This window comes from Pseudonocardia parietis (assembly GCF_017876315.1).
Taxonomy (GTDB): Bacteria; Actinomycetota; Actinomycetes; order Mycobacteriales; family Pseudonocardiaceae; genus Pseudonocardia; species Pseudonocardia parietis.
In genome coordinates this window covers 2,512,038-2,530,009 of the sequence record NZ_JAGINU010000001.1, presented here as the reverse complement: position 1 = coordinate 2,530,009, position 17,972 = coordinate 2,512,038, and the positions used below count along the sequence as shown (strand labels likewise).

The 17,972-nt window shown below is 72.1% G+C and carries 16 protein-coding genes; 9 read left to right on the top strand and 7 right to left on the bottom strand.

Annotation, left to right across the window (positions count from 1 at the left end; translation table 11 throughout):
- Positions 1 to 51 precede the first annotated feature (51 nt).
- Entirely contained in the window at positions 52 to 771 is a 720-nt protein-coding gene (locus JOF36_RS11960) for a DUF4253 domain-containing protein (RefSeq protein WP_210026799.1), read from the bottom strand.
- 152 nt (positions 772 to 923) lie between these two features.
- Complete coding sequence (locus JOF36_RS11955; RefSeq protein ID WP_307862333.1) at positions 924 to 3,230, bottom strand: helicase-associated domain-containing protein; 2,307 nt, start codon at positions 3,228 to 3,230, stop codon at positions 924 to 926.
- A gap of 197 nt (positions 3,231 to 3,427) precedes the next feature.
- Between JOF36_RS11955 and JOF36_RS11950 the strand changes: the two genes are divergently transcribed.
- Positions 3,428 to 3,775 (top strand): PE domain-containing protein, encoded by a 348-nt coding sequence (locus JOF36_RS11950; RefSeq protein ID WP_210026797.1) that lies wholly within the window; start codon positions 3,428 to 3,430, stop codon positions 3,773 to 3,775.
- Between the two features lie 17 nt (positions 3,776 to 3,792).
- Positions 3,793 to 4,320 (top strand): DUF3558 family protein, encoded by a 528-nt coding sequence (locus tag JOF36_RS11945; RefSeq protein ID WP_210026795.1) that lies wholly within the window; start codon positions 3,793 to 3,795, stop codon positions 4,318 to 4,320.
- A 284-nt stretch (positions 4,321 to 4,604) separates the two neighbouring features.
- Here JOF36_RS11945 and JOF36_RS11940 read toward each other — a convergent pair whose 3' ends face one another.
- From JOF36_RS11940 to JOF36_RS11930, 3 genes are all read right to left on the bottom strand, one after another.
- Complete coding sequence (locus JOF36_RS11940) at positions 4,605 to 5,210, bottom strand: DUF2695 domain-containing protein (RefSeq protein ID WP_210026793.1); 606 nt, start codon at positions 5,208 to 5,210, stop codon at positions 4,605 to 4,607.
- A 58-nt stretch (positions 5,211 to 5,268) separates the two neighbouring features.
- On the bottom strand, positions 5,269 to 6,330 hold the full coding sequence (locus JOF36_RS11935; RefSeq protein WP_210026792.1) for a hypothetical protein: 1,062 nt from the start codon (positions 6,328 to 6,330) through the stop codon (positions 5,269 to 5,271).
- A gap of 129 nt (positions 6,331 to 6,459) precedes the next feature.
- Positions 6,460 to 6,699, bottom strand: coding sequence for a PIN domain-containing protein (locus JOF36_RS11930; RefSeq protein ID WP_210026790.1), 240 nt, complete (start codon positions 6,697 to 6,699; stop codon positions 6,460 to 6,462).
- 35 nt (positions 6,700 to 6,734) lie between these two features.
- Here JOF36_RS11930 and JOF36_RS11925 point away from each other — a divergent pair, with 35 nt between their 5' ends.
- On the top strand, positions 6,735 to 6,872 hold the full coding sequence (locus JOF36_RS11925) for a hypothetical protein (protein WP_210026789.1): 138 nt from the start codon (positions 6,735 to 6,737) through the stop codon (positions 6,870 to 6,872).
- Here JOF36_RS11925 and JOF36_RS11920 read toward each other — a convergent pair.
- On the bottom strand, positions 6,862 to 9,447 hold the full coding sequence (locus JOF36_RS11920; RefSeq protein WP_210026788.1) for a GmrSD restriction endonuclease domain-containing protein: 2,586 nt from the start codon (positions 9,445 to 9,447) through the stop codon (positions 6,862 to 6,864). The two genes, JOF36_RS11925 and JOF36_RS11920, sit on opposite strands and share 11 nt — an antisense overlap.
- Before the next feature lie 128 nt (positions 9,448 to 9,575).
- Between JOF36_RS11920 and JOF36_RS11915 the strand changes: the two genes are divergently transcribed.
- The 4 genes from JOF36_RS11915 to JOF36_RS11900 all read left to right on the top strand — a co-directional run bounded on the left by JOF36_RS11915 (position 9,576) and on the right by JOF36_RS11900 (position 14,255).
- Positions 9,576 to 10,763, top strand: a complete 1,188-nt coding sequence (locus JOF36_RS11915; RefSeq protein ID WP_372447377.1) for an IS701 family transposase — start codon at positions 9,576 to 9,578, stop codon at positions 10,761 to 10,763.
- A gap of 682 nt (positions 10,764 to 11,445) precedes the next feature.
- Positions 11,446 to 12,825, top strand: a complete 1,380-nt coding sequence (locus JOF36_RS40060; protein ID WP_210026787.1) for a trypsin-like peptidase domain-containing protein — start codon at positions 11,446 to 11,448, stop codon at positions 12,823 to 12,825.
- Positions 12,826 to 12,947: 122 nt separating this feature from the next.
- Positions 12,948 to 13,100, top strand: coding sequence for a hypothetical protein (locus tag JOF36_RS11905; protein WP_210026786.1), 153 nt, complete (start codon positions 12,948 to 12,950; stop codon positions 13,098 to 13,100).
- Positions 13,101 to 13,343: 243 nt separating this feature from the next.
- Positions 13,344 to 14,255: a sulfite exporter TauE/SafE family protein gene (locus JOF36_RS11900; RefSeq protein ID WP_210026785.1), complete on the top strand. Its 912-nt coding sequence runs from the start codon at positions 13,344 to 13,346 to the stop codon at positions 14,253 to 14,255.
- Between the two features lie 146 nt (positions 14,256 to 14,401).
- Here JOF36_RS11900 and JOF36_RS11895 read toward each other — a convergent pair whose 3' ends face one another.
- The gene (locus JOF36_RS11895; RefSeq protein ID WP_210026783.1) at positions 14,402 to 16,357 is read right to left on the bottom strand and encodes an FAD/NAD(P)-binding protein; all 1,956 of its coding nucleotides are present in this window, start codon (positions 16,355 to 16,357) and stop codon (positions 14,402 to 14,404) included.
- A gap of 515 nt (positions 16,358 to 16,872) precedes the next feature.
- On the opposite strand from JOF36_RS11895, the gene JOF36_RS11890 reads away from it, so the two are divergent.
- Positions 16,873 to 17,115 carry a hypothetical protein gene (locus JOF36_RS11890; protein WP_210026781.1) on the top strand — a complete coding sequence of 81 codons (243 nt, stop codon included), beginning with the start codon at positions 16,873 to 16,875 and terminating at the stop codon, positions 17,113 to 17,115.
- 25 nt (positions 17,116 to 17,140) lie between these two features.
- Positions 17,141 to 17,935, top strand: a complete 795-nt coding sequence (locus JOF36_RS11885) for an enoyl-CoA hydratase-related protein (protein ID WP_210026780.1) — start codon at positions 17,141 to 17,143, stop codon at positions 17,933 to 17,935.
- Positions 17,936 to 17,972: the final 37 nt, after the last annotated feature.

The following is a 17,972-nucleotide window of genomic DNA, read 5'->3' as shown; positions in this document are numbered from 1 at the left end:
GCCCCGGTGACGAGGCCTCGGATCGTGGGCCGAAGGTGATCATCGCTGCGTTCAGTCCCACCAGAAGTGCCACTCGCGGACACCACTGATGCTGCGGGCGTAGGAGTCCAGCGAGTAGACGTAGCCGTCCGCCCGCTGCGGGTCCTGCGCGTCGGGGCAGAAGGCGAAGTGCTCGCCGGCGACCTGCAGGCACTCGTCGTCGTACATCGGGGGCCGGGCGACCGACAGCTCCATCCGCGACCGGGTCATGGCCACGACGAGCGCGCCCCATCGCGACTCCCAGTACCGCAGCACCGCGGCCAGCGACACCAGGTCCTGGTGCGGGTAGTTGCAGATCCCCGCCCAGCCCAGAACGGCGGGAGTGTCGGCGGGCCGGAACGCGTCGACGACCGCCAGGCTCGGCGGCCAGCACTCGACGAGCTCGACCGCGGCGTCGAACGTGCCCGGGCGCCGTGCCAGGTCCGCCGCCGGCTGCGGGTCGGCGGCCTGCGGGATCCCGGCCGGCAGTGGGTCGCCGCACGGGCACTCCGGACGGCACGGACCGGGCCACCAGCGGTGGAGGACCTCCCGGCCGTCGACCGCGTCGATCGCCTCGGAGAGCTCGACCGGGTCGGTGGGGCGCGCCAGGGTGTGTTCGAGATCGTCGGGGTGGATCCAGACGGGGCAGCGGCCCGTGACGTGGGCACGGCGCAGGAGCCGGCCGTAGAGGACGGGATCGGGGTTGGCGGGGAAGTCCGGGGAACCGGAGGACCCGGTGGCGGTGAGAGTCATACGGCTTGGACGACGCCCGGGTCCGCGCGGTTCCACCGGATTCCCGGTCGGGCACCGGGAGCCGCGCCCTCGTCGCTCGCGCTGCTTCGAGGGGCACACCAGAGCTGCCTGTTCGAGATCGAACAGCTCTGGTGTGCCCTCGTGCGGGAGGATCAGCCGACTGAGCTCACCGACTCGATCCCGGCGACCGAGAACACCTGCTCCGCGGACCGCAGGTGGCACCACGAGCTCAGCCAGCGACCGTAGAGCTCGTGCGGCCGGATGTCCCGGACGGTGCGGTTGCCGGCCTCGTTCCGATAGACGATCTGCACGTCCCGCCCGTGCTCGAGCGCGTCGACGAGCAGCGCGACCTCGGCCTGCTCGAGGCGCGGCGCCAGCCCGGAGAGCCGGTCATGCGTCGTGGACACCGGCTGGACCGGCGCGGAGCCCCCGGCCAACAGCCGCGCGGCCAGGTCGGGCGCGGCGACACGCGGGCGAGGCTGTCGGGCGTCGGGGCGGGGAGCGGGTGCCGACGTCCGCTCCGGGACGATCACCACGCCACCCTCGTCCTCGGGCATCGGCGCGAAGCCGGCCGCGCGCAGCCGGGTCAGGAGCTCGTCCGGCTCCGACGGGCTGGCGAGCACGGTCGGAGCGAGCCTGCTCAACTTCAGCGCGGCCAACGAGCGGGAGTGCAGGATCTCGGCGATCTCGGGCTCGGAGCCGGTCACACAGCAGCGTGTCGTCCGGACCCGTACGGCGCCGTGCCGGCGGGCGACATCGGCGATCAGGTAGTCCAGCGGCTGTGGGAGTTCGCGCCCGGAGACCGCGGCCAGCTCGGCCTGCAACTCCTCGGCGGTCCAGCCGGCGTCCATCGCCGCGCGCATGCCGGCCGGTGTGAATCGCCACGTCGCCGCGACGCCCCGGCTCTCGGGCTCGGCCGCGAGGGCGAGCAACCGGGCCGCCGCCGCGTCGGGCTGGCCGGACACGACCGCGGTGAGATCCGACTGCAGCACGAGCATCCCGCGCACCTGGGGAAGCATCTGCGCGACCCGGCGGGCCAGCTCCGGCGCCGGATCGCTACGGGCCGCCACGTCGACGAGGTGTTCGCCCAGACCCGTCAGCCGGTCCCCTGCCACGATCCCGAGCTGCGTCGCCTCACGCAGAGCGGCGTCGACCTTGCGGTCCCGGCGCACGGCGTCGTAGGGGTGGAACGGGCAGAACCAGTCGAGGTGCTCGATCACCGCCCGCAGCGAGCGCCCACCCGCCGCCGCACGCAGCAGCGCGCGACGCAGGATCCCGGCGGCCGACTCCATCGGTAGCGGCGGCGCGAGCTCGCCCTCCACGGTCTCGCGGCTGGTCGGCGCGAGGTCGAGCCCGAACCAGACCAGCGCGATCGTGGCCCACCGGGCCGACGGCTCCTCCTCGCGCCACCCGTCGTAGCCGGCCGCGGCCGGGTATCCGTCCGCCCTCGACGCGAGCAGGCAGGCGGCGTGCGCCACGTCGATCCACAGGGCGGTGTCGGACAGCGAGAGCCGCTTGGCCAGCCGGGCCCGTTCCCGGGATCCGACACCACCCTTCTTCAGCCGCGCGAGCGGATGCCCGCGCGCCTCGTCCAGCAGGGTCGTCAGCGCGAGCAGGGCTCCTTCCGCCTCGGCCCGGCCCTCGTTCGCGGGTTCCGCCGACTCCGGGAGTGCGGGCCGCCCGGTCGGCCCGTCGTCCCCGCGCCGGAGCAGGACGGCGACCTCGCGCGGCAGCTCCGGTTCGCCGTACGGACCGTCCAGCAGCAGCCCGGACCGGACCAGTGCGGCGGTGGCGTCGTCGTCCTGCCGTCGACCGAACCCCTCGAAGTCGTACATCCCTCCGGACCGGATCAGGGCATCCAGGTGACGACGGGCCGGCTCGGACACCGCCCGGACGGCCGCACTCACCGTCCCCGGATCCGTGACCAGTGCGGTGAGCCGCTCGATCAGTTCGGGCTTGCGCAGCCCGGCCGGATCCGCACCGAGGCCGGCGACCGCCGTCCGAAGATCGTCCACCCGGGCCTGACGCGCGATGTGGGCCACCGGCAGGAAGCCGCCGACGACGGCGGCGAAGTGCCCGGCCAGCCGCTCGACCAGGCCGACGCGCTCACCGTCGGTCCAGGCCAGTCCCCGTTCACACAGCTCGTCGACCAGGGCGCGGACGTCTCGCTCCGGCACACGGAGCTGCTCGGCCAGCGAGGAGACCGAGGAGACGCCGTGCAACGCGACGGCTCGGGCGACGGCGGCCTGGTCGTGGTTCATCCTCGGCAGGGCCGCCGCGAGCGAATCGAGTCCGTTGAGCCGTTGCGCCAGCTCGTGAACGTCGCGCGGAGCCGGCTCGACGAGGACATCTGCGCGGTGCTCGAGCAGCGCGGTCAGTCGCTCCGTGTCCAGGCCGGCCAGGTGCTCGGTGAACGACACGGCCAGGATCGCACCACGACCACCGGAGCCGTCCTTCACCAGGGGTACCCGTACAGGTCGGCGTCCGGATCGTCGCGGAAGGTCGGGGAGCCGGCCCGGCCGAAGTAGGTGAGATTCATACGGCTTGGACGACGCCCGGGCCGGAGCGGTTCCGGCTTCTTCGCGATCGGGCACCGGGAACCGCGGATGTTAGCGAATCGGGCTGGTCGAGGCGGATGCTGCCCTACGCTCGGCTGGTGTCGTTGAGCCCGGAGCAGCAGCGGTCCATCGAGGGTCTGGTCGCGCAGGTGAACGTCGACAACGTTCTGGATGTCCCGGCGCTGCTGCGGAGACAGGCGGACAGTATGGAGTTGGCACTCTACGACGCACAGCGATCGCTGCGGCTCGTGCCGCTCGGTCAGGATCCGGTCTCCAGGGACGCAACGTCCCTGTTCCAGACGAAGATCGACCAGATCCTGGCCGTTCACTGGGCTCACCACACGGAACTGTGTACAGCCGTGGATGCGCTTCGGGCCTGCGCGCTCGAGTACGGATTCACCGACCTCGATCTGGAATCCTCGTTCCGCAATCTGGCGTCAGCGTGATGCGGGCGGTTGGTGCCGTGTTCGCCCTGCTCACCGCACTCGGCATTTCCGGTTGTGCTGCCACATTCGAGAGAGCGGGGAGTCCGTTCCCTCCGCGTCCCTATACGCTCGACGTAGCCACCGTTGATCCGTGTGCCGCGCTCACCGACCGGCAGCGGAACGATCTGAATATTCGAGAGAGCCGCGCGGGCACCAGCCATGGTGGAAGTTCCCGTGGCTGCACGTGGCCGAGCGCCGACGGCGTGGGCTACACGATCCAGACTTTCAACGAGCACGCGTCGGTCGCCCTCGGCGCCGAGGAGTCCTCCAGAGTCGTCACGGTCGACGGCTTCGGCGCAGTGCAGAGTTCCCCACCGGCGCAGGGCACGCATTTGCCATTCTGCCAAGTCGTGCTGGACATCGCCGACAACGCTTCGCTCCGTGCCCAACTCCAGGTCAGTCCGCGCGGGACAGAAAACGCTGAGCACACCACGGACAGCACATGTGCCCAGATCCGCGAGGTCGCCTCGGACATGCTCCACAACCTCCGCACCCAGCAACACTAGTTGCTCACACCCCTTCGCTGCTTCGCACATCTGCTGCAACAGGTGTGAAGCGGAGTGAAGGGGTGTGAAGCCGAGCCGTAGCCCTTCCCCACGGCCGTGGCCCCCTCCACCCCTGGTCGTCGGCGCGTCGCCCGGCGCCCACCGATGCCGGCCGCCACAGGGTGCCGTCCCCCCGCGTGCACGATCGGTACGCCGTCGCGCCTCGTCGGCGGTGGCCGCCAGGGGTACACCAGGGCTGCCGGCACGAGACCGAGCAGCTCTCGCGTACCCCTCGGCCAGGACGTCTACGGCGTAGACCATGACTCGCTCGCGGCCGACCCGCGCTGACCGGGGATCATCTGGTCCGGCCGGTCCTCCGGCGCCGGCCGGAACGGGCACCGCGGGCTCAGGTCGGTCCGCCCGAGAACCTTGCGCAACACTTCGCAGTCGCAGTGGAGGCCCGAGCGGCGGTAGTGGTCCGCGAACCGGTCGGAGAGTATGCCGAACCGGTTCGCCCAGGCCCGTGTCCACCGCAAGGTCCCGTCACAGCCCCAGACCCGGGTGCCCTGGTCGAGCACCGTGCCGAAGCTCGCCCGTAGCTGCGTCCCGGTTTCGGCGATCCCCTGCACCGACGGTCGGGCTCCGGGCGGCTCCGCGTCCTCCTCACCGGGCCACCCGCTCCTGGGCAACTCGTCGTCGAGCAGCTCGTCATCGGGTAGCTCGTCGGGTAGCTCGTCGGGTAGCTCGTGGTCGAGCCGGTCGTCATCGGGCCGGTCATCGACCCCGCGCTCCGGCGCGTCGCCGGCTTCCTCCAGGAGCCGGTCGAGCATCTCGTCGATCATGTCGTGCAGTACCCCGCACCAGAGCTCCACGGAGCGGCCGGGCGGGCAGGTGACGTCGTCGATGGTCATGAGCGTCACCATCCCGGGTACCCCCGACAGTTTGCGGGTGTGAACGCCCGGCGGCGGCTCAGAGCCGAGCCGTGTGGACCACCTCGCGCAGCTCGGCGTCGAACCGCTGGCGTACCTCCTCTGCCCAGTGCGGACCGATGAGCCGCGGGTCCGGGCCCGGGCGCTCCCGCGCGGTGATCTCCTCGATGTAGACCTCGAAGCAGCCCTGGATTCCGGCGAGGATTCCTTCGAGCAAGGACCGGCCCGGTTCCCTCGGATCGAGGACGGTCCTCGCGACCCCGTACCCGCCGTCGATCCCTCCGTCGTCGGTGAGGTCGTCGAGGGCCGGCTCCTCGCCGAACACGTGATTCGGATCGACCACGAAGTACCCGGCGGCGGCGAACAGTGCCTCCTGGAGCAGATCGCGGACCACACCTTCGGCGTTCGCCACGGGATGCCGGAGCACGGCCATGGCTGTGCCCAGATCCCGTTCGCTCGCCAGCTGCGCACGCGCCAGTAGACGCAGGGACGACGAGCTCTCGGTCAGGCGCCCGGTGGCGAGAACGGCGGCGCCGAGCCACTCGAGCGCAGCGACGGACGCGGCCACCGGCTCGACGTCGGTGAACAACAGCTCGGTCCCCATCGGCACGGAGTGCAGGAGCGCATGTGCCGACGCGAACTGGTCCGGGTCCACATCGCGACGGATCCGGGTGACCGCCTGTTGCGCGCGTCCCGTCATGTCCCCGGCGATCGCGGACCGGAGTGCGGAGCACTCGGTCTCGATCTCGCGGATCACGGCCTCCCGGCATCCACGGTCGTCGATCTCGGCGAGCAGTCGCCCGACGCCGTGCGCGGCCTCCTCGCCGTTGTTCTCGGCGCTCCGGAGCAGCTCGCCGACCGGCATGTCCGGGCGCCGCAGGAGCGCTGTGAGCCGTGCGGCGTCCGGTTGGTCGGTTTCGGGCGCGGTGTAGGCGGACCAGATCTGCTCGGAGAGCCGATCCAGCGCCTGGACGAGCCGGCGGGCACGGACGTCGTCGCAGGTTCGCGGGACCCGGGCGACGCGATGCGCCAGCGAGCCGGCACCGGTCGGCCAGGTCGCGACGATCGTGGCGGCGGACGGGTGGTGTGCGTAGGTGGTCATGCGCGCGAGCCTGTTCGCCGGGACGTGGTCCGGTGGTGGATCGGAGTCATCCGGCGCTGTAAGGCGTGGATTCTGTTCGCGGCAGTGAATCAGGCGGCTGTGCGTTCCGCGGAACGCACTACGAGCGCATCAGACCCATGCAACGCCCAAGCCGACGTAGGCGTCCACCACCTCGCCGGTCACCGGAATCACCGCAGTGGACTCGATGACCTTCTTGAGCTGCTCTGTGCGCGCCGCTCCCCAGCCACGGAGACGAGGCCACGCCAGCAGCTCGGCACAGGTCTGTGTTGCGATCACCGGCACCTTGCCGACGAGCTGGTCCCTCAGGTCCTGTGCGCCGTTGCGACGGACCAGCACCCGGCTGAACACGTCGGTGTCGATGACGATGAGGGTCGGCGGAACCGATGGGCTCACCGGCCGACCAGCTCCAGGAAGGCCACCACCTCGTCCTCGTCGACACCGTCGACCCCAGAGACGTCGTGCTGTGCCTGCTGGGGACCGCTGAGCTCCGGAGCCTGCGGCGCTTCCGCCTCAGCGGCTGATCCGGCGCAGGGCGACCTCGACGACCTCGGCGTCGTCGTCGAAACCGACCGGACTCCGCAGATCGTTCTCCTCGTCGTCGGTACGCACGAGGTAGGAGACCGCCTGGGTGAGAACGCCCCGCTGTTCGGCGTCGTACTCCGGCCAGCGGTCGAGGGCCTCGCCGAGCCGGGTGTGCAGCTGCTCGGCGAGCGGGAGGTCGACGAACTCGTTCTCCGTCGCGGCGGCGCGGACGACCCGCAGATGCTGGGCGAGTCGTCGAGCGAGCTGTCCCTGTTCCGGATCGGACGACCGGGCAGCCGTCGCCTGTGCACCCGTGCGCGTAGCGGCTGCCGGCGACCGGTTCAGCCGGCTCTGCGCCACGGCCCGCTCCTCCGGACTGAACATCGCCACGAACCGTGGGTCCACGACCAGCGTCTCGATCGCCAGATCGAGACGGCCGGCTTCCCAGAGACGCACGTACCCGTCGCTGACGGTCCGCGAGTTCAGGATCCGTCGGACGGCGTCGGCCGGGCCGTACTGGTAGATCAGCTCACGCATGTTCTGCGCGTTGTAGCCGAGCTGGATCCGGCAGGCCTCGATCAGCCCGTAGAGGGCCTTCTCGAACTCGCCGTCGGCGGGTCGTTCATCGACGAGCGGCTCGGCCGGCTCCGGGAGCCCCTCCGCATCACCGGCCGCCTCCTCCCCCAGCCGCTGCACGTAGCCACGCAACGCGTCGACGGTGGTGAAGACGTCGTAACCCAGCTCGGCCAACCGCGGCAGATCGGCATCCTCGTGATCAAGTTCCAGGAGGACGGGATTGCCCTGTCCCGCCTGCAGCCCGCGCTCCCAGTACAGCTCCGCGACGGCCAGGACCCGGCCGGTGTCGACGTCCGGGATCTCGGCGTCCCGTTCCGGCGTCGCGAAGCCGAGATCGGCGAACTCCTCGACGAGCGACGCGAGCTGCGCGGCACGGGCGTCGGACTCGGTCGCCTCCTCGCGGACGTCGACCGCCTGCAACTCCCGGTTCCACGGCATCCGCCCGGCGAGCAGATCGTCCATCAAACCGGTCGCCGCCTGCGCCAGCAGCTCCCGGCGGGCGTCGAGGAAGTCGCGGTACCGCTCGATCCGCCACAGCGCCGGATCCTCCGGGATCCACTGCGACCGCCGCGCATCCTCGGACAGCTCAGCCAGGTACCGGGCGGGATCGGCACCAGAGAGCTGGACCCCCGACGCCGGCCCGACGAACGAGAAGTTGGCGATCGCGTTGACCTCGGCCCGGCTGTAGCCGGCCTTGACCAGCGCCGCCTTCGGGAAGATCTCGTGCACCTCGATCGCGGAGCTCTCCGAGCCCAGCACGTTGCCGCTCACCAGGTCGAGCCCGTCCCTGACCCGGGTCAGCAGGTACAGCAGGGGGTACGACCGCGCGCCCCGGCCGACGCCCTCGAAGTCCTGGGCATCGATCCGCATGGCGCCCTTGCGGGACCGGCTGAGCGCCGCGATCACGGCGTCGATCCCGCCGGCGTCGACGATCTCCAGGTCCTTGGCCAGCGCCGTCTCCGACGCCCCGGCGAAGCGACCGCGCAGGGCGGCGTGCACGTACCAGTAGAGCGCCTTGTCGGCCTCGGCCCCGTCGGCGAACCGGCCGCCGCGGTTGTGCAGGTGCCGGGTGATCACCGGGACCGCGTACCGGCCGAACAGGACACGGTCGTGATCGACGCCCAGCCGGCTGCCGATCAGGTAGAGCACGTGGTCGACGTGGTGCAGCGTGTGCGTCAGCGCGTCCTGGAACTCGTCCGCCGCCACGTTCTCCAGCGCCGAGAACGGCGCCCGGCCGGTCGCGACCGCGTTGGTGTTGCGTAGCAGCCAGTCGGCGTTGAACCGGAAGCCCTGCTCGGCCCAGCGGTCCAGGTTGCGGCGCATCGTCGGGCGCGCATCCGCCCACTCCGAGCAGATCCGCGCCAGCGCGAGGTCGCCCTTGGAGAGCTTGGTGCCGCCGGAGTTGACCCGGTTGAAGATGTCGACGACGACGTCGACGGTCTTGTCGGCCCCGGTGATCTGCTCGATGTGGAACTCGCGGTCCCGGATGTTGATCAGGTTCTGGATCCGCGGGAGGTATTCGGTGTAGAAGCTCTCGGCGGTCTCGGGGTGTTCGTTGAGCGACCGCGCGACGGCGCTGATGCCGTCCCGGAACAACGCCGTCACGTCGACCCAGCGCGGGTCGTCCTTCATCTTGATCGGCGCGTGGAACTGGAAGGCCTCGGTCTCGACGTTGAACCGCAGCCCGGTGAACGCGGCCGGGTCACCCTCGAAGAATACCGGCGCCGTCCCGCGGACGATTCCGTAGAGCGTGGTCACCCGCTGCTGCCCGTCGAGCAGCATCTGCTTCTGGCCCGCTTCCGCCGGCCCGCCGCCGCGCACCGGCTGGGCCGCACCCTCGGTCTCCCACACCAGCAGCGCCCCGACCGGATAGCCGAGGTACAGCGACCGCATCAGGCCGCGGACCTGGTCCCGGTTCCAGACGTAGCCACGCTGGAACTCCGGCAGGAGCATCGATCCCGCATCGACCTGGTCCAAGATCGTGCTCAACTTCGTCACTACGTGCTCCCCCGGATACTGCGCGTGCCCTTCTGATGATCGTCCGGGAGCGGTCGGGTGTTAGTACTGCAACGGCGTTTCGGCGTGTCGTGAGAGGCTGATCCGGGTTCGGCGGTGATGATCGCCGGGTGGCGGATCTTGCTGGGTGGGTGGCGGCGTTGGACCAGGTCATAGCCTCGATCGGGCCGCGGTTCTTCCGTCGCGAGCCTCGCGCGCGGGCCGGGGCGTATGTGCGCGGCCTGCTGGCCGGGTTGGAGCGCAAGAACGGGTGGACCCTGGCCGAGCACGCCGGGGCGGTCTCGCCGGACGGGACGCAGCGGATGCTGCGCACCGCGGACTGGGACGTCGACGGGGTGCGTGACGATGTTCGCGACTACGTCCTCGACGCCCTCGGTGACCCCGTGAGTGGGGTGTTCGTGGTCGACGAGACCGGGTTCATCAAGAAGGGCACCCGCTCGGCGGGGGTGCAGCGTCAGTACACCGGCACCACCGGGAAGATCGACAACTGTCAGCTGGGCGTGTTCCTGACCTACGCCAGCTCGAAGGGCCGCGCGCTGATCGACCGCGAGCTCTACCTGCCGACCTCGTGGACCGAGGACCGGGACCGCTGCGCCAGAGCCGATGTGCCCGATGGGGTCGGGTTCGCCACGAAGCCCCAGCTCGGGCTGGCGATGCTCGCCCGCGCCCATGCCGCCGGGGCCCTCACGCCCCGCTCGTGGGTGACCGCGGACGAGGCCTACGGACAGAACCCGACCTTCCGGACCTGGCTGGCCGAGCGCCAGGTGCCGTTCGTGCTGGCCACCCGCAACGACGACGTCCTGACCAGCCCGGACGGGCACCGCCGCCAGGCCAAGATCCTCGCCACGATTGCCGGCGCCCGCGACCCCGACACCGGCCGCAGCGGGTGGGAACGGCGCCAGATCGGCGCGGGCGCGCACGGAGAGCGGATCTATGACTGGACCACCGTCGCCCTCGACCCGGCCGGCCTGCCCCACGGGTGGGGACACTGGCTGCTCGTGCGCCGCCAGACCGAACCCGGTGAGGGCAAGACCACCCGCGAGCTGGCGTTCTACCGCTGCGCCGCACCCGCGGCCACGCCGCTGCGCGAGCTGGTCCGCGTCGCCGGGGCACGCTGGGCGATCGAGGAATGCTTCCAGACCGCGAAGAACGAAGCCGGCCTCGACCACTACCAAGTCCGCTCCTACCGAGCCTGGTACGCCCACATCACACTGTCCATGCTCGCCGCCGCCTACCTGTCCGTCACCCGCGCCCACGAGGCCGAAAAGGGGGATCTCCAGCCGAGCGAACCGGGCTGATCCCGCTGAGCGGCAACGAGATACGACGCCTGCTCGCCACCCTCATCCTCACCCCAGCCGCCTGCCTGACCAGCACACTCGCCTGGTCCACCTGGCGTCGACGACGCCAGCACCAGGCCCGGACCTGCCACTACCGCCGCCGCGGTCAACGCCCACCACTCTGACGAAACGCCGTTGCAGTATTAGAGCGGCCGGCAAGTGATCTCCACCGGATGCGACGGGTGCAGCCGAACGTCGCCCGCCGGCGGCGGCCGGCCTGTTCGGTGCCGTACCGGAACGGCGGGACCCGTCGGCGCCGGCGACACGGCGGAGCCATCGGTGGCGACGCTGCGGTCCCCGGCTCCACGCTGGTACGAGCCCTGCGGAGCGACCGCGCGTCCGCAGGCCCGCTTCTGCGGCTCCTCCCCGCCGACGGGAAGCACCCCGGCCGCCGGGCTGGCCGGGGCCGCTCGCCTCGCTGTCCGCACGGTGACCTCGTCACGATCGATGAAAGCGGGCGTGACCCGCTAACAGCGGCGTCGATCGTCCCGAGCCCGGGCGACACGGCCACGAGGCCGTGTACCGCCTGGCGAGGGAGCCGGTCATGGGCGTGGTCACGGGTCGCGGTCGGAGGTCGCGCGGTAGCAGGGTGGGGAGCAGGCGCACCGGATCGCGCCGGACGACCCTGCTCTGCTCCGCGCTGGTGGCTGCCCTCGTGTTGCTGGTGACGCCGGGGACGGTGGGGGCTGCGCAGCCCCCACCACCCCCGGGTGGCGCCGAGCAGCTCAGCGCGCGGATCGAACCGGCGATCGTCCAGCTCGAGATCGTCTGGAGCGGATTCGTCCTGTACCCGACGGTCGACGGCGACGCCCAGTGGTCCGGCAACCTCGAGGTGGTGGGCAGTTGCACGGCGTTCTTCGTCTCGCCCACCGGGCACATGACGACGGCGGGACACTGCGTGGACCCCGCGGTCGGACGCGCCGCACTGATCGAGCGGCTGCTGGACCAGCAGGTCGAGCAGGGCCTGCTGACCCGCACCGAGGCGTCCGGCCTGTCCGCGGATGCCCAGGTCAACTGGACCGTCGAGGGCCAGAACGCCGGATCGCCCATCGTGCGGACCGTGCAGGCGGTGCAGCCCGAATCGGTTCCCGGAGCGACGCTCGCCGATCCGACTCCCGCGCAACTGCTCGAGTTCCAGCCGGCGGAGGACGGCGATCTCGCCCTGCTGAAGGTGGAGGCGGACAACGCCGTGGCGCTGCCGATCGCGAGCGCCGACCCGGCCACCGGCGCGGCTCTGACCGCGATCGGCTTTCCCGCGACAGTCCAGGCCGTCGCCGACATCAACCGGACGCGGGCCAGCTTCATCTCCGGCACGGTGGCCAGCAACCAGGTCAGCCCGGCCGGCGTGGCGATGACCGAGATCAACGCGACGATCAACCCTGGCATGTCCGGCGGGCCGACCGTCGACGGGCTCGGCAATGTCCTCGGGGTCAACTCGTTCTTCGTGCCGGACAGCGGGCAGGCCTCGAACTTCGTCACCGACACCAGCTCGTTGCGGGACTGGCTGGCGGCGCGCGGCATGACCATGCTGCCGCCGAACGCCGCCCCCGCTCCGGCGGCGACCAGCCTGTTCGGTGCCGCTCCGGGGACCCTGATATGGGGTCTGGCGGGCGGCGGGCTCCTCCTCCTGGTCGTCGGCGCGACCGTCGTCGTCCTCGTCCGGCGCCGTCACTCGGCCGGGGACCCCCCACTGTCACCCGGGGTCGTACCGGAGCAACGCGGCCCGGGGGCGACCTGGGCCGCCGCGCCCGCAGCCCGGCCGGAACCATCGCCTGCACCGGAGCCGCAGACCACGCCGGCTCCACGGCCTGCACCGGATCCACCGCTCCCGGCGGAGCCCTGGACCGGGACCGGCCGGCCTGCGCCGGCTCAGGACACCGCGACCGGCCCGGGGCCCGGCGACGCGGCGGAGCCGTCGGTGGCGACGCTGCGGTCCCAGGCTCCACGCTGGTGCGAGTACTGCGGAGCGACCGTGGGCCCGCAGGCCCGCTTCTGCGGCTCCTGCGGAACCGCCGCCCGCTGACCGCCGCCCCCACGGCGAACCCGCAGCGCCCGACACCATCAACGTGTCCGGACACGTTCGGCGACGTCCCGCAGCCCGGACGTCGCCTTGTCCTGTCCGGATTCGCAGCCCACGATGGGGGTGTGATCGCGACCGGGGAGCACGCCGAGCGGGCCCCGGTGTCCGGGCGCTCGGCTGCGGACCCGGCGGTCTCCCGCCACCTCGTCACACAGCTCGAGCGGTTCTGGCCGTCGCGCCGCATGAACGCCTTCGACGAGCTCTGTCGCGGCTGCTGACGCGCCCTCGCTGACGCACGCACCGCACCCCTGATCGCACCCCTCATCCGGGCCACCCCGTCGTGGCCGCCGGGTGGATCCCGCACGTCCCGGCCTGGTCGGCGTGCCGGGCGGGGCCGCGGACGTCGGAGTCGTCACCGTCGCGCTTGCGCCACCGGAGCCCGCGACCCCCCGGGCCACGACACCGGCTCGATCCGGTCGGCCGAGCACGCTCGGCGACCGCCTCACGAGAGAGATCCCCACGTGCGCACACTCATCGTCTTCGCCCTGGTCGGATTCGCCGCCCAGATGGTGGACGGCGCCCTCGGCATGGCCTACGGCGTCACCTCCACCTCCCTGCTCCTGGTGGCCGGCATCAACCCGGCCACCGCCAGCGCCTCGGTGCACCTCGCCGAGGTCGGCACGACGCTCGCCTCCGGTGCCGCCCACTGGCGGTTCGGCAACGTCGATTGGAAGCTGGTGCTCAAGCTGGGCGTGCCCGGCGCGGTCGGGGCGTTCCTGGGCGCGACCGCCCTGTCCGCGCTGTCCACCGACGCCGCCGCCCCGTACATGTCCGGCATCCTGCTCGCGCTGGGCGTCTACATCCTGCTGCGTTTCGCGATCCGGCCGCCGAAGGTCGCCACCGCACGGAAGTCGCCGCACGGGGCACGGTTCCTGTCGCCGCTCGGCCTGGTCGCCGGCTTCGTCGACGCCTCCGGTGGCGGCGGTTGGGGTCCGGTCTCGACCCCGGCGCTGCTGGGCGCGGGCCGGACTGCGCCGCGCACCGTCGTCGGCTCGGTCGACACCTCCGAGTTCCTGGTCGCCGTGGCCGCCAGCCTCGGCTTCCTGATCGGTCTCGGGCACGAGGTGCTCGATCCCTACACCATCGGCGGGCTGCTGATCGGCGGCGTTCTCGCCGCCCCGCTCGCGGCGTGGCTGGTCACGAAGATTCCGGCCCCGGTGCTGGGGACCGCGGTCGGCGGCATCATCGTCCTGACCAACGCCCGGACCATCCTGCGCGCCCTGGAGGCCGGGACGGCGGCGACCGTCGCGACCTACGTCGTGATCGTCGCTGCCTGGGCGGCAGCGATCTCGGTCGCCGTGACCCGGCTGCGCCGCAGTCGCACCGACGGCACCGCGCTGCCCGGCGAGCCGGTCTCCGCGGGCCGCGACTGAGCCCGTCCGTCCCGGGGAGCGCCGGTCCGGCCTTCCCCGGGACAGGTCCTTTCAGGCCGTGGGAATGGCCGCACGGCGAAGCTGACGGCCGTGATCGCCCGTTGTGGAGCCGCGCACGTCGGGCTCCACAACGGGCGATCAGCCGTTCAGGCGGCGGGCGTCGCGCGGGTGGCGGAGTCCGGCAGGGCACGCAGGACGGCGCGGGCGACGGCGTCGTTGTAGCGCAGGCTCTGGGCGTTCATCCCGGGCCGGGTGAAGGCGCCGGCGACCTTGACGGTGGTGTGCGGCCCGACCGCGAACCGTCGCTCGTGCACCCCGCCCCCGGCGGTGCGCAGAGCTCCGTCGGCCGGACGCACGGCCAGCAGGCCGGTGTTGCGCAGGAGCGCGCCGTCGTCGTCGTGCAGGACCTCCTCGACCGCCTCGCCGCGTTCCAGCAGCCCGGCGAGCAGCGGGTCGGCGGTACGCGACACGCTCGGATCGGGCAGCCGGGCGTCGACGAGCGCCCGCGTGGTCACCGGGTCCGCACCGGCCAGCGTCGTGCTGGTCGCGTGGAAGCCCTCCGCATCCAGGGTGACGTCCATGCCCGCGCCGAGGAACTTCAGGTATCCGTCGCGGGACAGCGCGAGCAGCTCGCGCACCCGGAACCCGGGCGGCCCCGAGGCGACCGAGTTGAAGAAGCTCTGCCACCACGGCAGGTCATGGGCCCGGGAGCGGGCCGACAGCACGTCCGCGCCCGCGAGCCGGGTGGTCTCGGTGTAGACCGACAGCATCGCGACGAACGCACCGAGGTGCGGGGTGTGCCGGTCGTCGACGTGCTGGCGCAGGTCCTCGGCGATCCGCTCGCGGACCAGCAGCTGCAGCGTGTCCAGGTCGGGTGCGTGCACGCCGTCCAGCGGCCGGTCGAGCGCGGCGAGATCGAGCCGGTCCAGCGGGTCGGGGACCAGGCAGCCGATCAGCGACGCCTCCTCGGGCGACCCGCTCGGCACGGTCGCGAACCGCGCGGCGAAGTCGTCCCAGTCGGTGCGGACCCGGTCCGGGTGCCCGTGGAACAGCTCGTGGTACCAGCCCCAGGCGATCTCCTTGGCCATCAGCGGCCAGACCTGCTCCCGGAAGTCCACCGGGCCGCCGCCGGCGACCAGCTCGTCGGTGACCTCGGGCGGGAGGAACCGCGGCAGCGGCGGCCGCCCGCCACGCAGCTGGTAGTGCGTCTTCGAGTGGTAGGGCGCGCCGCGCGGGGACCCGGCGATCAGGACGGGTTCCCGGCCGGACGGGACGTAGCGGAGCTGGTCGGGGTCGTCGGTGTCGGGCACGAAGCGGCCACCGCGGCCTTCGAACAGCAGCGCCACGAGATCGACGAACGCCAGCCCCAGCCCGCGCGCCAGCACGGGCTCCCCCGGCTCGATCACCGACAGGTCCGAGTCGGTCGTCTGCTCCGGCGGGAGGTAGCGCAACCCCAGCTCCCGCGCCCGGCCGGCGAGGTCGCGCTCGTCGGGGGTCGGCGAGGCGTCGAGGTGGCCGGAGGCCAGGACGACGGCGTCGGCCCGCAGCGTGCCGCCGCCGGCCAGCGCGACGAGCTGGTCGCCGTCCTTCTCGGACAGTGACTCGGCGGTGGTGCGGTGCAGGTGCACCCGCATCCCGGCGGGCGCCCGGTCGGTCACCTCGCGCAGCACGGCGCCGAGGTACCGGCTCTGCAGCCGACGGCTGGGGAAGGTCGACGCCGTCACCGCCGCGAGCTCGGCGGCCAGGTCGGGACCCAGCTCGGCCTCCGGGTCACCGTTCGCACGCAGGTCCCGGGCCCAGTCCCAGAATGACGGGCCGGGCGCGACCGGTCCCTCGATGATCACCGAGTCGTCGGTCCACATGGTGACGTCGGCGGCCATCGAGTTCATCGCGAGCAGCGCGGACTGGTCGTGCCGCCAGATCCGCCCGGCCCCGCCCGGGAACGGGTCGACGAGGTGGACGTCGAGCCCCGGTCCGGCGAGGACGTCGCCGTAGAGCTCAGGGGCGCCGGCCACCATCCGTTCCAGCAGACCGGCGCCACGGGGGCCGGCCCCGACGATCACGACGGCGGGTGCGCGACGGTCGTTCTTCCTGCGGGACATGGACGCTCCTGGAGTAGACGGTGCGGGCGGAGGGCCGCACCCCGCAGCGCCGACCGCGTGCGGCACAGGTCCACGTGCCTGCGCCTGACCAGCCGGAGGTCCACGGGTTCCACGGTATGTCGCGTTCCCTCCTCCGGCCACCCACCGGTCCCGCACGCCCCGAACGGCGTCTCCGACACCGAACGCGCTCGGACGAGCGCTGATTCCCGGCTCCTCGGCCGCGATGCGGCCACCCGAACGGGTACACCGGAGCATCCCCGTCCGGTCACGTGCTGTTCACCGGAACCGCTCGGGGCCGGCTCCACCGCTCGCCCGTCGACCGCAAGATCACCCAGTGCGACCACGACGATCACGACCGGTCACCGACAAGTCGCGCCCGGTCACCGTGTCCTCCGTCGCACCTGTGTTCTACCGCGCGTAAAACCCGTCGATCGCGGGTACAACGGAAACCGACGAAGCGAAATACCTTCAAGATGCCAGCGCCCTTACCCGACACGTTCAACGGAGAACGTCGCATGACCGCAGAGCTGAGTCTTCCCCTCGACGGCGTATCCGCGGCCGACGGATTTCCCGCCCCCGCCGCGGAGCGCACGGCTGTCGACCGCCTGTTGGACTCCCTCGACGACCTGGTGCGCCGTCATCGAGCGCTCGCCGCGCACGACGGCGAATCCGCCGGGCTGCACGCCGAGCTGATCGCCGCCGAGCTCGACCAGCAGGTCGCCGTCCTGCGCACGCTCCCGCGCCAGCCCCGGAGCTGATCGGGCTCCGCCTAGGCTCCCGGTCGTGGCTGACAACCCTGACCCGCCCGGTACCGAGCTCGTCCATCTCGACGTCGCCGCCGGCGTCGCGACGATCACCCTGGACTCCCCGCGCAACCGCAACGCCCTGTCCGCCCAGCTGCGTCGCGAGCTGATCACGCACTTGGACGCCGCCATCGCCGACGACGCGGTGCGGGCGATCGTGCTGACCCACACCGGCTCCGTGTTCTGTGCCGGGATGGACCTCAAGGAGTCCAAGGGCGCCGACGCGAAGCAGCAGGGCGTCACCGAGGTCCCGCGGATCCTGACCACCCTGTGGGACTCGCCCAAGCCGGTCGTCGCGCGCCTGGCCGGTCCCGCCCGCGCCGGCGGGGTCGGCATCGTCGCCGCCTGCGACATCGCCGTGGCCGCCCACGACGCCACGTTCGCGTTCTCCGAGGTCCGGATCGGGGTGGTCCCCGCGGTGATCTCGGTGACAGTGCTGCCGCGACTGTCCGCCCGGGCCGCGCACGAGCTCTTCCTGACCGGCGAGACCTTCGACGCCCGCCGCGCCGTGGCCATCGGCCTGATCAACAGCGCGGTGCCGGCCGACGACCTGGACGCCGAGGTCGCCCGCTACACCGGGATGCTGCGGCTCGGCGCTCCCGGGGCCCTGGCCGGGGCCAAGGAGATGCTGCGCCGTGAGCGCCCGGCGACGATGGCAGCGGACTTCGCCGCGATGAACGAGCTGTCGGCGTCGTTCTTCGTCGCCGACGAGGGCCAGGAAGGCATCCGGGCGTTCGGGGAGAAGCGCACCCCGCGGTGGGCCACCGACTCGTGAGCCCGGCTCCCGCCCACGGCCACCCGCCTACCCTGAA

Bases quoted from the DNA above. Each gene is read 5' to 3' on its own strand.
- JOF36_RS11940 (WP_210026793.1), bottom strand. From the start codon at position 5,210: ATGACCATCGACGACGTCACCTGCCCGCCCGGCCGCTCCGTGGAGCTC.
- JOF36_RS11890 (WP_210026781.1), top strand. From the start codon at position 16,873: ATGACCGCAGAGCTGAGTCTTCCCCTCGACGGCGTATCCGCGGCCGAC.
- JOF36_RS11960 (WP_210026799.1), bottom strand. From the start codon at position 771: ATGACTCTCACCGCCACCGGGTCCTCCGGTTCCCCGGACTTCCCCGCC.
- JOF36_RS11895 (WP_210026783.1), bottom strand. From the start codon at position 16,357: ATGTCCCGCAGGAAGAACGACCGTCGCGCACCCGCCGTCGTGATCGTC.
- JOF36_RS11925 (WP_210026789.1), top strand. From the start codon at position 6,735: ATGGGCTCACCGGCCGACCAGCTCCAGGAAGGCCACCACCTCGTCCTC.
- JOF36_RS11935 (WP_210026792.1), bottom strand. From the start codon at position 6,330: ATGACCACCTACGCACACCACCCGTCCGCCGCCACGATCGTCGCGACC.